Consider the following 16,075-nt stretch of genomic DNA (forward strand, 5'->3'; position numbering starts at 1 on the left):
GCCACGGGCCGCCCCTGAATAGTCACAGCGCCTCGTCCACGTCATCCCTAGAACTCTCTGATCAGCCACGGGCCGCCCCTGAATAGTCACAGCGCCTCGTCCACGTCATCCCTAGAACTCTCTGATCAGCCACGGGCCGCCTCCATAATCGCCTCGTCCACGTCCTTGCCGCTCTTCTCAGCTTCGGAGATGGCGAGCAAAACTTTCTTGTATTCGCGCGGCATGACCTTGATGAAATGGTTCACCTGCTGCGACCAATCGCTCAGAATGCGTTCGGCGGCAGCGGAACCCGTCTGGTCACGGTGCTGGGTGATGATGTCGTGCAACCAGGTGAAATCGTCACCGGACAGCTGCTCGACCGCGTCGGCCTGCTCAGGGTTGAGCTTCGCCTCGAAAGTGCCGTTCGGGTCGAAGACGAACGCGACACCGCCGGACATACCGGCGCCGAAGTTGCGGCCGGTCTCGCCGAGGATGACTACGCGACCTCCGGTCATGTATTCACAACCGTGGTCTCCGACGCCCTCGACCACTGCGGTGGCGCCGGAGTTGCGCACGGCGAACCGCTCGCCGACCACACCGTTGATGAACGCCTGGCCACTGGTGGCGCCGAACAGGATCACGTTGCCCGCGATGATGTTCTGCTCCGCGATGAACTCCGCGGGCGCGTCCAGCGACGGGCGCACCACGAGGTGGCCGCCGGAAAGACCCTTACCGACGTAGTCGTTCGCGTCACCCTGTACTCGCAGCGTGATACCCGCGGGGACGAAGGCGCCGAAGCTGTTGCCCGCCGATCCGGTGAACGTGATGTCGATGGTGTCGTCGGGGAGGCCCGCACCACCGTACAGCTTGGTCACCTCGTGGCCGAGCATGGTGCCGACGGTGCGGTTCACGTTCGTGATCTTGGTTTCGAACTTCACCGCCCGGCCCCGCTCCAGCGCGTCCCGGCTCTGCGAGATCAGCTGTTGGTCCAGCGCCTTGTCCAGGCCGTGGTCCTGGGACTTGGTGCAGTGGCGATCCTGCGACATGAACGCCGTCTCGACGTCGTCGAGGATCGGCGAGAGGTCCAGCTTGCTTGCCTTCCAATGCTGCTTGGCCCTGGAGGTGTCGAGCAGGTCGACCCGGCCGATGGCCTCGGCCAGCGTGCGGAAGCCCAGCTGCGCCAGCAGTTCGCGGACCTCTTCGGCAACGAACAGAAAGAAGTTCTCGACGAATTCCGGCTTACCGGTGAAGCGTTCCCGCAGCAGCGGGTTCTGCGTCGCGACACCGACGGGACAGGTGTCCAGGTGGCAGACACGCATCATGATGCAGCCCGAAACCACCAGGGGCGCGGTGGCGAAGCCGTACTCCTCGGCACCGAGCAGCGCGGCGATCATCACGTCGCGGCCGGTCTTCATCTGGCCGTCGACTTGTACAACGATCCGGTCGCGAAGTCCGTTGAGCAGCAACGTCTGCTGGGTCTCGGCCAGACCGAGCTCCCAGGGACCACCCGCGTGCTTGAGCGAGGTCAGCGGCGACGCACCGGTGCCTCCGTCGTGGCCCGAGATCAGCACGACGTCCGCGTGCGCCTTGGAGACACCTGCGGCGACGGTGCCTACGCCCGGCTCCGCGACAAGTTTCACGTGAATCCGTGCCTGCGGGTTCGCGTTCTTCAGGTCGTGGATCAGCTGCGCCAGATCTTCGATCGAGTAGATGTCGTGGTGCGGCGGCGGCGAGATCAGGCCGACGCCCGGCGTGGAGTGCCGTACCTCGGCGACCCACGGGTACACCTTGTGCGCCGGAAGCTGTCCGCCCTCACCAGGCTTCGCGCCCTGCGCCATCTTGATCTGGATGTCGGTGCAGTTGGTCAGGTAGTGCGCGGTCACGCCGAAGCGGCCGGAGGCCACCTGCTTGATCGCGCTGCGCCGCCAGTCGCCGTTCTCCTCCGGCTCGTAGCGGGCCGGCGACTCGCCGCCCTCACCCGAATTCGATCGTCCGCCCAAGCGGTTCATCGCGATCGCCAGGGTCTCGTGCGCCTCGGCCGAGATGGAGCCGTAGCTCATCGCACCGGTCGAGAACCGCTTCACGATTTCGGCGGCGGACTCGACCTCGTCGATCGAGATCGGGCTGCGTGCCCTGTCCTTGAACTTGAACAGACCGCGCAGCGAGGCGAGCCGCTCGGACTGGTCGTCGACCAGCTTGGTGTACTCCTTGAAGATCGGGTACTGGCCGGAGCGGGTGGCGTGTTGCAACTTGAACACCGTGTCCGGGTTGAACAGGTGGTATTCCCCCTCGCGCCGCCACTGGTATTCACCGCCGACCTCGAGCTCGCGGTGCGCGCGCTCGTTGCGGTTCTCCAGGAACGCGACCCGGTGCCGCTCAGCGACGTCGGCCGCGAGGTCGTCCAGGTCGACGCCGTTCAGGTGCGAGCGCAGGCCGGTGAAGTATTCGTCCACCAGCTCCTGCGACAGACCGATCACTTGGAAAAGCTGCGCGCCGTTGTAGGAGGCCAGGGTGGAGATGCCCATCTTGGACATCACCTTCAGCACGCCCTTGCCCGCGGCCTTGTTGTAGTTCGCAACGGCCTTGCGGTAGTCGGCGGCGAGGTCGCCGGTGCTGCCAGGTAACTCGAGTGCGCCGCGTTCGAGCATGTCCTCGATGGTCTCGAAGGCCATGTAGGGGTTGATCGCGGCCGCACCGAAGCCGACCAGGGTCGCCATGTGGTGCACCTCGCGGGCGTCACCGGCCTCCACGACAAGGCCGACCATCGTCCGCGTGCGTTCGCGCACCAAGTGGTGGTGCACCGAGGAGGTCAGCAGGAGCGACGGGATCGGCGCCAGTTTCTCGTTGGACTCGCGGTCGGACAGCACGACGATCCGCGCTCCGCCATCGATGGCGGCCGACACCTGGGTGTTGATCGCCTCGAGCGCCTTGCGCAGGCCCTTGCCACCCTTTTGCACCGGGTACAGGCCGCGTACGACCACCGAGCGCAGCTCCGGGTGCGAGCCGTCATCGTTGATGTGCACGAGCTTGGCCAGCTCGTCGTTGTCCAGGATCGGTCCCTCGAGGGCGATCTGGTTGCAGGACTCCGGTCCCGGGTGCAGCAGGTCTGCCTCCGGGCCGATGTTACGCTTCAGGCTGGTGACGACCTCTTCCCGGATCGCGTCCAGCGGCGGGTTGGTGACCTGCGCGAACAGCTGGGAGAAGTAGTCGAACAGCAGGCGTGGGCGAGAGGAGAGCACCGCGATCGGGGTGTCGGTGCCCATCGAGCCCAGCGCTTCGAGGCCGGTCTTGGCCATCGGCGAGATCAGCAGGTTCAGCTCCTCGGTGGTGTATCCGAAGATCTGCTGGCGGATCAGCACGCGGTCGTGCGACATGTGCACATGTGGCCGGTCGGGCAGGTCGGCGAGGCGGGACACACCCGCGTCCAGCCACTCCTGGTACGGGTGCTCGCGGGCAAGCTGGGACTTGATCTCCTCGTCACCCACGATCCGACCCTGTGCCGTGTCGACCAGGAACATGCGGCCCGGCTGCAATCGAGCCTTCCTGACCACCTTCGACGGGTCGATGTCGAGCACGCCCACCTCGGAGGCCATCACGACCAGACCGTCATCGGTCACCCAGACGCGGCTCGGGCGCAGGCCGTTGCGGTCCAGCACGGCGCCGACGACCGTGCCGTCGGTGAAGCACACCGATGCGGGGCCGTCCCACGGCTCCATCAGCATCGAGTGGTACTCGTAGAAAGCCCGCCGCTGCGGGTCCATGGTGTCGTTGCGTTCCCATGCCTCGGGAATCATCATCAGCACGGCATGGGGCAAGCTGCGGCCGCCGAGATGCAGCAGTTCCAGCACCTCGTCGAACCGGGCAGTGTCGCTTGCCCCCGGGGTACAGACGGGGAAGACCTTCTCCAGCCGGTTCTTGCCCGCGGAGTCGATCCCGAAGACGTCGCTGCGCAGCAGCGCTTCACGGGCGCGCATCCAGTTCTCGTTGCCGGTGACCGTGTTGATCTCACCGTTGTGCGCCACCCGCCGGAACGGGTGTGCGAGCGGCCAGGACGGGAAGGTGTTGGTGGAGAACCGGGAGTGCACGATGCCGAGGGCGCTCTCCACCCGGGAGTCCTGCAGGTCCAAGTAGAACGCGCGCAGCTGCGGCGTGGTGAACATGCCCTTGTAGACGAAGGTCTGCCCGGACAGGCTCGGGAAGTAGACCGATTCCTTGCCGACCGCGCCCTCACCAGCACCGGCCGACCCCAGTTCGTGCTCGACCCGCTTGCGCACGACGTAGGCGCGACGCTCCAGGTCCATCCCCGTCAACTGCTCGGCAGCGCTGGTCGGCGAGGCGATGAAGATCTGGCGGAACGTCGGCATTGCGTCCCGCGACAGTGCGCCGAGCGACGAGTCGTCGATCGGCACCTCACGCCATCCGAGGACCACGAGGCCCTCTTCCTTGACGATCTTCTCCACACCGTATGCGGCGCGCGCGGCTTCGCGACGGGCCTGTGGCAGGAAGGCGATACCGGAGGCGTAGGAGCCCTCCGGTGGCAACTCGAAGTCCACGATGGCGCGGAAGAAGCGGTCCGGAATCTGGAGCAGGATGCCCGCGCCGTCACCACTGTTGGGTTCGGCGCCCGCGGCACCACGATGCTCTAAGTTCAACAGAGCCGTAATAGCCTTGTCGACGATGTCACGGCTGCGTCGGCCGTGCATATCGACGACGAATGCGACGCCGCAGGCGTCGTGCTCGTTCGCCGGGTCGTAGAGCCCGATGGGTCCAGGGGACCTGTGGCCAGGAAGTTGCGTCATGCCTCTGCCTTCAAGAAAGTCGGCCTTCGAAGAAAAACGGCCCTTCGTCGAACGCCTCCGTACAAGACTGCGCCCGTACGTTCCGAAGCCAGCCGCGCTGATGGTCTTCGGCGTGCAGTCAGGTCTGCAGTTGTTCCACCCGCTTCTGCGACGTAGTGGGTGCTCGTCGGTTACAGATCCCTAACAAGATCCTTACCTCCGCGCGAAGTCTCGCCCGCTACGCTTAGCACCGGCTAGGGCTGCCCGAGCGGGCGATGTCGCCGGACATTCTGTGTTCGGCGTAAGAGCAAACGATAAGTCAGGTCCGGTGCCCAACCAACTAAGGTTGCGCTAATAACCCGGTCTAGCTGGGCTTCTTCAATGCGGTCCTCCACGTGTGCGCGTCGTCCAGTGTAAAGCAGCGAGTACCGCTTGATCGATCCCATGGCACTCGATGCCAGCCTGGTGAAACAGGCGCGCGAAAGCGGGCCGAAACCAAGCGAGAAGGTCAGGACCCGCCCTCACCTGCATCGAAAAGGATTTCCCCGGCCCGGGCAACGGCAAACCACCCGACGGCGGCTAACTCGACGATCAGGCGGATGAGATATTTCCGACAAGGTGTGACATGCCGGGAATTCGATCCGACCGTTCGGCCTCTTTCGCCGCCTGTGGCTTTCAGCACACTTTTAGCAAATGGCCCGGAGTGGAGTTGGTCACATCCGATGGAGCATTGATCCGACCCGCCCCGTCACGTGGCGGGAAACCGCCTAGGCCGGACAGAGGGAAGCCGCGGCGCGTACCAGAGCGGCCTGATGCAGCGCGTCGCTCCTGCCCGCGGCGAACACTCCGAAGACGCTGCGCGCCAACCGTTCCGCGCAATCCGGCGCGGTCAGCTCGGCCCGGTGCGCGGCCAACTGGTCGAGGATCTCGATGTTCACCCGGTCGATGATCGGGCGGACGGACACGAGGCCGGCGGGGGTACTCGGCGCTGCGGCGGGGTCGAAGCGCCATCGCACCATAAGCCCGCGCTGCACCGTCTTGTTTGCTTCGATCTGCCCGAAAAACACCTGCCGCACCCAGTTCTCCGGCAAGTCGCGGCTATTGCCGAACCGGCCCATCGCGTCGTAGACCTCGGCCTCGCGGGCCGGATCGTCGATGGTCGGCGCGATGCCGCGTTCGTTCGCCGCCGCCCACTTCGCGGCGGCTACCGCGTCGGCAGTGTCCAGCCGCTCGACCACCAGCGCGACCAACCGGTCCATCGTGTCGTCGCCTGGGGACGCACTCGCGCTGGCGGGCCACACAAGCAGGGCCGCCGCCAGGATCGTCAGCACGACTCTGCGCATGTCGGGGTCTCCTGGGATCGCTCGTGCGGAAACGAATCGCCGCGCCAGAGTAAGCACAATCCCTCCACCGCCTCAGGACGTACAGTGACCTGTGAGCCTGGACACATCCGACCGCCCCTGCTCGGTATGTCGGATCTCGGCCTGTCACGCTGTCACAACGAATCCGTGACAGTTTCGCCGCGCCCGCGAAAGCGACGTAGAGGATGTGCATTCCGATGACCGTCACCGGCTTGTTCACCTGGCTCGGCGGGGGTCAGAGCAGCGCAATCACCGACCGCCACGAGCGTGCCGGTTACGCCGTCACCGGCGCTGTGGTCCTGTTGTTCGCAGCGGTGTCCGGTGCGGTTACCGCCCTCGCCCTGGCCTCGACCGAAACCTGGCCGCTGTGGGCCATCCTCGCGGCGGCCTTGGTGGTCGTGGCGCTGACGGGCACGGTCGCGCGGTCCCTCGCGACCGCACGGCCGAGCGGAGGACCGGATCGGCTCGGACTGATCGCGCGGATCACGATCGCGGTGCTGGCGGGCGGATTGATCGCTGAAATGGCCGCGGTCGTGCTCTTCGGCGCCACTGTCGACCGACTGCTGGACGAGAAGGCCCAGCGATCGGTCGATTCGGCGCCCCTGGTCGTCGCCGCGCAGACCGAACTGGAGCAGGCAAAGGCCGACCGGGCCGCGCTGGACCAGTCGATCACCAAGACGCAGGCCGATATCGACCGCGCGCTGGTGATCGCACGCTGCGAGTACAACCCGACGCCGGAGTGCCCGCAGACCAGAATCACCGGCGTCCCCGGCCGCGGCCCCGAGGCGCAGACCGCCAACGACATGCTCGATGACGCACGCAGGCAGCTCGCCACGGCCCAGGGCCGGGTGGACGCGGTCGACCGGCGGATCGCCGACGACGCGAACGCGGTCGCCAGCGCACGGACCGCAGCCGTCGACGGCGCCGACCGCGGCCTCGGCGCACGCTGGCAGGCGATGAACGACTACACGGTGCGCGACGCGCTACCGCTGCGCGTTCTGACCATCGTGGCATTGGTCGTGCTGGCCCTGCTGCCGCTGGTGTTGCGCTGGTGGCGCGGCGAGACGTCGTTCGACCGGCACAACGCGGCGCGCACCGTGCACGACCGCGCCGAACGCGACGCCGACGCGGCTATCGCAGTCAAACAGGCCGAGGTGCGCGCCGAAGCCGAGACACTGCGCGCGGAACAGCAACTCACCGCCGCCCGGCTCGCCGTCGAGGCGGACACGGCCATCGACCGGGAACGTCAGCGCACCCGCATCGTCGCGGCCATCGGCGGCATCGAGATCGGTATCACCGAACCGCCGCGCCGCCTCGAACTTCCAGCCGCACCGGCTGACGATCGAAAGGACAGTTCCGTGTCTGAAAAGCGAATCGCGACGCCGAACCTACCGGCCCCTGCCGCCGCGGCGGCGGTGCCCGCCGTGCCCGAGACCCGCGGGGGCCTCGAGCTCCCGCTGATCGGCACCGTGCCGTTCACCGACACTGCCGCGCGCTTCATCCGGCCGCTTGTTCCGTCGTTCGTCGCCAATGCGATCGACACCGCGACGCACCCGCTGCGCACCGCGCGCCAGGCGTTCGAAGAGGTCGAGGAGATCACCTTCACCCTGCGCCGCACCCACAAGGTCACCATCGACGCGCAGGACTCGCACGGTCAGTCCGTGGGTGCTCCGGTCGGCTACCAACTACCGGGGACCCCCGAGGTCTTGCACGCTCAGCGCGTCGCCTCCGCCGTCGTCGATGCCGACTACCCGCCGCCGCGCTATTCCTCGCTCCCGCCGACCGGCGCGGCAGGCTATGGACTGCCGACCGCCGCCCGCAGGGACGAACTGCCCGGCCGACGGAATCCCGAACTGCCCGGCGACGACCGACGCGAGCTGCCGCCCGGCCGCTGACCCCGCTCTTCAGCCGCCGACGCTGCGCAATCGAAACGCCACCACCGCGCCGAGCAGCAGGATCGAGGTCGTGCCGACAGCCGCGATGTGGATGCCCGAGACGAATGCCTTGCAAGGACGCACTGCTCGCCGGCCTGGTTCGCAGGCTGGCCGAGCGTGCTGACAAGCAACTGGATGACGTGGTCGGGCACGGGGGCTCGGTGGCCGAGTGGTACCTGCAGACGCCGAGCCCCGACAACGCCGTGGACGCGGTCGAACTCGAGTTGTACCGGTCCATCCTCGCGACCATCCGCACCATCGACGCCACCCCCGAACCCGACGAGGTGCAGCAGGCGCTGGCCGAGATGATGAACTCCTGGTCCGACGGCCTGGACGACGAGGTCACCGACCCGGTCCGGGCCGACCTCATCCGACTGGTCGGCGGCGTATATCTGCGCGCGCTGCTCGGCCTGCCGCCGATCGACCCGGCCCGCTACCGGCACGTTGTGGACCGCCTGCTCGAGCGCTGACGGTTACACTCGGCCCGTGCGACCAGCCGCCGACCCGGCCGGTGCCGTCGGGGCGGGAACAGATCCGGTACCGGGGTCCTCTGAAACGACGGTGCCGATCCGACCGCTGACCTTCCGCGAACTGCTGGATGTGCCGTTCGCGCTCATCCAGGCGAACATCCGCGCCTTGGCCGGGTTGAGCGCGGCGGGCCTGCTCGCCGCCGAGGCCATGGTCATCGCGGTGACCGCGGGTGGCTCCGCGCTGACCGACGGCTCCGACGCGGGCACCGCATGGGCGGCGATCCTGTCGACGACGGCCTGTGCGTGGCTGTTGCGGTTCGTGCTGCGCGGGGCGACGGTGGCGATCGGCCTGGCGACCGTGACAGGGACGCCGGTCGGCTTGCGCACCCCGCTGGGCCGGTTCCGTGCGGCGTTCGGTTCGCTACTGAAGTTCCAGGTGTTGTTCACGCTGGTGGGTGTCGGCGTGATCGCAGTGTGCGGCGTGCTGATCGTCACGCTGCCGCTGGCGTTGGTTTGGCTCGGATGGCTACGGGCGCGCCGCTGGGCCGCGGTCCCGGTGCTGTTCGTGGAGCGCACCTCGCACCGCGAGGCCGTCGAGCGTTCGAGACTGCTTGTCGAGGGAGCGGATTGGCCGACGGTCGGACTGTGGACAATCCAGCGTGCCTTGTTCGGGCTGCTCGCGGTTCCGCTGCTGGGCATCCCGTGGTTCCTCACGGACTTCTCCGGCACCCATCGGTGGCCGGTGATCGTGCTGAGCACTGGGGCCGTGCTGCTGCTCACCGCGTTCAGCGAGGTGGTCGAGGCATCTTCGCGCGTAGTGTGCTACATCGATCGTCGCTGCCGCAGGGAGGGATTGGACATCCGCATCCCCGGTCAGGATGCGCGATGAGCAAGCGTAGCGAGCGAACTATGGGCACAGCCGAGCATCGCTCGGTCATGACGAAGCCGAGCGCCAGCGCGGTGGAGTCATGACGGAGCGTGCGGACGCGGAGCGGCAGGTCGCGCTGACCAAGGGCACCGATGCGACGAACGACCAGGCACCCGGCGCCCCTCGGCTCGGCGCCGCCGCCGACCATCGAGCCGCCGCCGAATCGGCAGCACAGCGCCGCGATTTCGACAGCGCGCTGCGCGAACGCTTCCGCGCGGTGCTGCGTGGCCTCGAACAGCGTGGCGTACTGGAAGTGCGACGCTCACGGACGGCGCGGGAGACCGCCGATGACGTGACAACCGCGCTGCCGCTCGAGGTCGCCACCGAATTGCACCCCGCCGCATATAGTTTCGATGAGGTCGTCTACGGCGGACGCCGGGCGACCGAAGACGAATATCGCAGGCTCGAATACGCCGACCGGTTCTCCGCAGCCGCGCCGCCGCCCGCACCAGAACCCCCCGAGATCGACGCGGTGGAGCAAGCGCAGCGGACCAGGCGCCGACTTCCGCCACTGCCGAATCTATTGCGCGACCCCAGATTCTGGGCGGGCTTGGCCGCGACAGCCGCATTACTGCTGCTGCTCTACGGCGCGCTGCAGTCCTGTGGGGCGCCGACGGCCCCGCCACCACCGAAGGTTCCTCCGGACGTTCCTCCGAACGGCGCATACGACGGCCCCGGCTTCGGCGCGGGTGATGACCCGATCTGGGAGCGGCTGCCCGCACCGGTCTTCTTCGGCGGCTTGCAGTTCCTCATCGCCGCCGCATTGGTGGTGTGGTGGCGGGCACGTCGGCGGGGCGCACTGGTACGTGAGCCACGCCCGGTCGAGGTCGCGGCAAACGAGCTGCTCGCCGGACAGGCCGCGTTGTACCGGCGATCGAGGGACCACGACTACGTCGCCGCGAAACTGCGCGCGGCGACCCTGCGTCGCATCCGGACACCGCTCGGCGTCACCGCCGACACCCCACCGGACCGGATCGTCGCCGTCATCGCCGCGCGCACCGGGACCGATCCCGACCACATCGCCGCCGCCCTGTTCGGCCCGGTCCCCGACACGGGAACCATGCGGATAGTCGCCGCGCGACTCGAACGGATCGAATCGGAGGTCGGATGAGACAGGCTCGCGACGCTCATCCGACCATCGGGGTGCGAGAACACCCGCAGAACACAGGAGGTCGGATGACCAGCACCGAGACCAACCACACCACGACGGCGGAGGAAGCGGGCGCCGCGCTCAATGCCCTGCGCGCCGAGATCGGTAAGGCGGTGGTCGGTAACGACAACGCGATCATGTACCTGGTGCTCGCGCTGCTGTGCCGCGGCCATGTCCTCCTCGAAGGTGTTCCCGGCGTTGCCAAGACCCTGCTGGTGCGGGCGCTGGCCACGGCACTGGATCTGGAACACGCGCGCGTCCAGTTCACCCCGGACCTGATGCCCGGCGACGTCACCGGTTCGCAGATCTACGATCCGCACTCGGCGGAATTCACCTTCCGGCGCGGCCCGGTGTTCACCAACTTGCTGCTGGCCGACGAGATCAACCGTACGCCACCGAAAACCCAGTCGGCTTTGCTGGAATCGATGGAGGAGCGGCAGGTCTCAGTGGACGGAAAGCCCAGGGCGCTGCCCGATCCGTTCGTAGTTGTCGCCACGCAGAACCCGATCGAGCAGGAGGGCACCTACCCGCTGCCGGAGGCGCAGCTGGATCGATTCCTGTTCAAGGTCGACATCCACCTGCCCGGCCGCGACGACGAATTCCGCATCCTGCAGCGGCATGCCGCAGGTTTCGATCCGCGCGATCTGGTCGCCGCCGGATTGCGTCCGGTGGCGGGCCGGGCGCACATCGCCGCAGCCCGCGCCGCCGTCACGCACGTGACGATCACCCCTGAGGTACTCGCATATACCGTCGACGTGTGCCGGGCCACCCGCACCTCCGCAGCCGTGCAGCACGGTGCGTCGACCCGAGGCGCCACGGCGCTGATGGCAGCCTCCCGCGCGTTCGCCTGGCTGAACGGCCGCGGGTTCGTCACGCCGGACGACGTGAAAGCCGTCTCGGTCGCCGTGCTCCGGCATCGCCTGCATCTGCGACCGGAAGCGGAGCTGGACGGGGTGACCGCCGAGGGTGTGATGGCGGCGCTGCTGCTGTCGGTTCCGGTTCCGGTGTAGCCGTGGTCGTCACCGGTCGGCTTGCCGCCGCGGCGGGAGTCGCGGCCCTGTTCGTCACCATTGTCCTGCCGTCCTTGCTGTCCGTCGTCGTGTTGACCTGCGCGCTGGCCGCAGCGCTGCTTCTCGATCTCGGCGCGGTAGGCCGAGCGCGGGATCTGGTGTTGTCCAGAGAACCGCTGACCGTGGTGCGGCTCGGGCGCTCCGTCGAGGTGGAACTCGTCGCGGTGAACACCGGCGCACGGGTGCTGCGTGGAACGCTGTGGGACGACTGGCCCGACAGCGTGCGCGCCCGGAACCGGACGCACCGGGTGGACCTTGCGCCGGGCACCAAGGTCCGGATTCGTACCACGCTCAGCCCGACCTACCGCGGCGACCGGGTCGCGGGTCAGGTCACCGTGCGGCTGCTCGGCCCGCTCGGGTTGGCGGGCAGGCAGACCAGGCACCGCGTGCCCGCCCGCGTGCGCGCGCTGCCCGTGTTCCGCAGCGAACGGCTGCTTCGTTCGAAAGTCGCACGGCTGCAGCATCTCGAAGGCCGCAACCTGACCGACCTGCGCGGGCAGGGCAGCGAGTTCGACTCCTTTCGCGAGTACGTCGCGGGTGACGACGTGCGCGCCATCGACTGGCGGGCCACTGCCCGCGCCACCGACGTGCTGGTCCGTACCTGGCGCCCGGAACGCAACCGGCACATGCTGATGCTGCTGGATACCGGGCGGATCAGCGCAGGCCGGGTCGGCGAGGGCACCCGCCTGGACGCGAGCATCGAGGCGGCCCTGCTGCTCGGTGGGCTCGCGGCCGCCGCAGGCGACTCGGTGGACCTGCTCGCCTTCGACCGGCAGCCGCGCGCCGAGGTGCGCGGTGCCGGCGGGAAGGGCTTGCAGCTGAAGCTGATGCACGCGATGGCGGGGGTCACCCCTGCCCTCGTCGACACCGACAGCTCTGGGCTGGTGCGCGCCGCAATCCAGCGGACGCGCCGCCGTAGCCTGGTCGTGTGGTTCACCGTTCTCGACGGCGCAGCGGTCGAGGAGAACCTGCTTCCGGTATTGCCCGTTCTCGCGCAGCGTCATCGGGTTCTCATCGTCTCGGTCACCGACCCGGATGTCGCCGCGGCCGCCGCCCGTCGCGACACCCTCGCCGACCTCTACGCCGCCGCCACCGCCGAATCCGTGCTTGCCGAACGTGCCTTGGTCCAGGAATCCCTGCGCCGCCGCGGGATCGCGGTCGTCGCCGCTCCCCCGGAGCGCCTGCCCGAGGCCCTTGCGGACGAATACCTGGAGCTCAAGCAGTCCGGCGCTATGTAGTCGACCCGCGCACCCCCTCGGCCATCCGACAGCATTGTCCAGGCATCCGGCGCGAGCGCCGATGAGCGGTTGGCCGGGAATTCGTTCCGGGGTCCTCGATCACGCCGCGTGCGACTGGACGGATTCCTGCGCGAGATCGACGATCACTAATTCGTTCGCAGCGGGACTGGAAGCGGCGGCGGGAACGATGGAAACATCGGCGGCGGCAGGGCACGACGCTGTCGCTCGGCGACGATCGCGCCGAGAATCTGCAGCGGCGGATAGCCGGTCGGCGGCGCGACCCGCACCCGCCTGCACACCTCTGCCACGAGAGCGGTGCCCAAGTTGTGTTGTGCGGCGGGGGTCAGCGCCCGGAACCGCACCAGATACTGCCGCACCGCCAGCGCCAGATCCTCCGGCAGCCCGGACAAGTCGAGCTGTGCGCTCCAGCCCGTCAGCCACGGCGGCGCGACCGCGAGCGCGGGTGGCGGCAGCGCCCGCTGCGCGTGCACCACCACGGTGCCCGCGAGCACGTCGCCGACCCGCCGCGCGTTGGGCGAGCACAGCGAGGTGAGTACCGCGATTGTGCCGAACCCGCCGAGCATCCAGAAGTCGACAACGGCTCCAGCGAGGCCGCGGGTGAGCGCGTGCCGGAAGTCGATGGGCCCGCCGTCCGCTCGCACCACGCGCAGCCCGAGCAGTAGCTTGCCCAGCGTCCGCCCACGCCAAGCGGTCTCACAGGCCACCGGGTAGCCGACCAGGACGCTGACGATGGTGACCAGTACGGCCACATCCAGCCAAGCTGAATCCACACCCGTGGGCAGCAGTACCGTCGCGATCACGAACATGGAGGCGCACCCGAGTGCGAACTGGACAATCACGTCGATCAGAAACGCGGTGGCCCTGGTGGGGATCCGCGCGATCGGCAGCTCCAGGGCCACCGCTTCGCCGGTTGTGAACTCAGCCATCTCGATAGCATTCTTCCGACCGGCGGTAGTGGGAGGCAACCGAATGGACGTGGACGCGTACAGCTTGGCGCACCGGCGGGCGTGGGAGCGGCTCGACTACCTGTCCAAGCGGAACAAGTTGACCGGCGCGGAGGCGGACGAGCTCGTCATGCTCTACCGGCGCACGTCCCAGCAGCTCGCGCGTTTGCAGTCGCACAGCCCTGACCCGGCGCTGATCGCCGGTCTGAGCGCGCTGCTCACCCGTGCGCGCGGCCGCGTGCTCGGGACGAGCGCGGATACCTGGCAGGAGATCGGCAGCTTCTTCACCCACCGTTTCCCTGCGGCCCTATACCGGGCGTGGCCGTGGTGGGTTGGCGCGGCCGCGGTGTTTCTGCTCGTGTCGGCGAGTCTGGCTGTCTGGGTAGACCGGTTCGATTCGGCGCGTACGGCTCTCGGCATTTCGGATGATACGGCGAACCTCACCGCGCCCGGCGGCGCGTTCGAGACGTACTACTCGGAGCATCCCCAAGGCGCATTCGCGGCACAGGTGTGGACAAACAATGCCTGGGTGACTGCGATGGCCTTGTTCACGGGCGTGTTGATCCTTCCCGCCCTCTACCTGCTGTTCATGAACGCACTGAATTTGGGCGTCACCGCGGGGTTGATGGCCGATGCGGGGCGGCTGGATTCGTTCTTCGGTTTCATCCTGCCGCACGGCACGCTGGAGCTGACGGCGGTGTTCGTCGCAGGCGGCGCCGGACTGAAACTCGGTTGGACACTGATCGATCCGGGTCGGCTGAGCCGGGTGGAGGCGGTGGCCCGGCAGGGTCGGGCGACCGCGACGGTGGCGCTCGGGTTGGTTGGTGTGTTGCTGGTGTGTGGCTTCATCGAGGGTTTCGTGACGCCGAGTCCGCTGCCTGCGGTGATCCGCATCGCGATCGGCTTCACCGCCGAGGTGTTGTTCCTGGTCTATGTGTTCGGGATCGGGCGCAGTGTGGTTCTGGAACAGGTCCGGCGCACCACTGACCAGCCGAGCGATTTGTCTGCGGGCAACCCCTAGCGAACAATCAGCACACTATGGCTGAAGATGGTTGGCCAATCGGCAGCAGCGCAAGGTCACGGATCGGTTTCGATGTCCCCAGTTGAGTTCCGCTGGCCGCAGCGAGTCGGGCTCGAGCTGCGGCCAGCGTTACCGTCAACTCTACACAACCGTTATCCCTACGCAACCCTCCCCGCCGAGGTCAAGCGTATAAAGCAGCGGGCCAGCAAACGCTGATGACACTTCGTTATTCCCATAGCCAGCTAACCCGAGGCCTTAGCCGCGGCCACCGCCCGGGCGGGCAGGCGATGCTCTGACGAAACCATCGATACGCCCCCGCGCCAGCGCCAAGAGGGGGCGATCAGGCTTTTTCCAGCGCATTAGCTACACCGGTTAGATAGACCATTCTATGGTAGCCGTTTTGCGCATTCACCTGCATGTTCACCTGGGAGTGATGACGATTGCTGACTGTTGCACGGATAAAAGCGACCCAAGGTTTGTTTATAGTTCAATAAACAAGATGCACACTCAGCGAAACGCGCTGTTGCCATGCTTACGTCTTGTCAAGATCAAGAATTACCGGTGACGAAATGCTCCAGCCGCAGCCACCTGAACGGCGGGTGTCAGCACCTCGACCGCAACCATAATCAGGTGTGTGATCTTCGCCTCACCGCCTCTGTGAACCCCGGCGAACCCCGCGAAATCGACACCGCGGCACAGGTTCACGAGATCCACGTCACACCTTGTCACGCGCCGGAAGGCCTGCCGACAAACCCTCGATCGATTTCGTCGGCGGCTTGCACCCGCCCCGCGCTTCAGGCGGCCGACGGCGACGTGTTCGCTCGGCCGGTTCGGCACTGTCCACAGCTGTGCACGCATCGAACTCCACCGCTGTGCACAACGACCACCACACTTGTGCATCAATTGACGGTGCCGCGATCGACCACGCGATATCCACAGCCCCCAACTCCTCCGCAATCCCCAGGAACCGCAGTTGCACCAACAGTTTTGATCCACAGCCATCCCCCAGCCCATGAACGCTTCCTCCGCCAGTCTGAATCGCCCCGGGTTTGGTGCTCACCTTCTTTCTTGAGGAGGATGGGCACACCATGCCAGCGAAGTACGACGAAGCGACCAAGGCCAAGGCTGTCCGGCTGGTTGTCGAGCATCGAGATGATTACGACAGCGAGTGGGCCGCGATG

The 16,075-nt window shown here is 67.3% G+C and carries 10 protein-coding genes; 7 read left to right on the forward strand and 3 right to left on the reverse strand.

Features of this window, described 5'->3' with window-relative positions; genetic code table 11:
* Positions 1–125: 125 nt before the first annotated feature.
* Complete coding sequence (gene gltB, locus AB4Z47_RS29375) at positions 126–4,778, reverse strand: glutamate synthase large subunit (RefSeq protein WP_441955743.1); 4,653 nt, start codon at positions 4,776–4,778, stop codon at positions 126–128.
* A gap of 746 nt (positions 4,779–5,524) precedes the next feature.
* Positions 5,525–6,100 carry a chorismate mutase gene (locus AB4Z47_RS29380; protein WP_441955745.1) on the reverse strand — a complete coding sequence of 192 codons (576 nt, stop codon included), beginning with the start codon at positions 6,098–6,100 and terminating at the stop codon, positions 5,525–5,527.
* A 215-nt stretch (positions 6,101–6,315) separates the two neighbouring features.
* Here AB4Z47_RS29380 and AB4Z47_RS29385 point away from each other — a divergent pair, with 215 nt between their 5' ends.
* The 6 genes from AB4Z47_RS29385 to AB4Z47_RS29410 all read left to right on the forward strand — a co-directional run bounded on the left by AB4Z47_RS29385 (position 6,316) and on the right by AB4Z47_RS29410 (position 12,908).
* Positions 6,316–8,013: a DUF4407 domain-containing protein gene (locus tag AB4Z47_RS29385; protein WP_441955747.1), complete on the forward strand. Its 1,698-nt coding sequence runs from the start codon at positions 6,316–6,318 to the stop codon at positions 8,011–8,013.
* A gap of 104 nt (positions 8,014–8,117) precedes the next feature.
* Positions 8,118–8,522 (forward strand): TetR/AcrR family transcriptional regulator, encoded by a 405-nt coding sequence (locus AB4Z47_RS29390; RefSeq protein ID WP_441955749.1) that lies wholly within the window; start codon positions 8,118–8,120, stop codon positions 8,520–8,522.
* Between the two features lie 16 nt (positions 8,523–8,538).
* Positions 8,539–9,411, forward strand: a complete 873-nt coding sequence (locus tag AB4Z47_RS29395) for a hypothetical protein (protein ID WP_441955751.1) — start codon at positions 8,539–8,541, stop codon at positions 9,409–9,411.
* A gap of 79 nt (positions 9,412–9,490) precedes the next feature.
* On the forward strand, positions 9,491–10,561 hold the full coding sequence (locus AB4Z47_RS29400; RefSeq protein ID WP_441955753.1) for a DUF4129 domain-containing protein: 1,071 nt from the start codon (positions 9,491–9,493) through the stop codon (positions 10,559–10,561).
* Between the two features lie 65 nt (positions 10,562–10,626).
* A complete protein-coding gene (locus tag AB4Z47_RS29405; protein WP_441955755.1) occupies positions 10,627–11,610 on the forward strand; it encodes an AAA family ATPase in 984 nt (327 codons plus the stop codon).
* A gap of 2 nt (positions 11,611–11,612) precedes the next feature.
* Complete coding sequence (locus tag AB4Z47_RS29410; RefSeq protein WP_441955757.1) at positions 11,613–12,908, forward strand: DUF58 domain-containing protein; 1,296 nt, start codon at positions 11,613–11,615, stop codon at positions 12,906–12,908.
* 146 nt (positions 12,909–13,054) lie between these two features.
* Here the strand turns inward: AB4Z47_RS29410 and AB4Z47_RS29415 are convergent, their stop codons facing one another.
* Positions 13,055–13,855 carry an RDD family protein gene (locus AB4Z47_RS29415; RefSeq protein WP_441955759.1) on the reverse strand — a complete coding sequence of 267 codons (801 nt, stop codon included), beginning with the start codon at positions 13,853–13,855 and terminating at the stop codon, positions 13,055–13,057.
* 43 nt (positions 13,856–13,898) lie between these two features.
* On the opposite strand from AB4Z47_RS29415, the gene AB4Z47_RS29420 reads away from it, so the two are divergent.
* Complete coding sequence (locus tag AB4Z47_RS29420; RefSeq protein WP_441955761.1) at positions 13,899–14,894, forward strand: stage II sporulation protein M; 996 nt, start codon at positions 13,899–13,901, stop codon at positions 14,892–14,894.
* Positions 14,895–16,075 lie beyond the last annotated feature (1,181 nt).

The sequence above is a fragment of the Nocardia sp. 2TAF39 genome (assembly GCF_052114905.1).
Lineage (GTDB): Bacteria > Actinomycetota > Actinomycetes > Mycobacteriales > Mycobacteriaceae > Nocardia.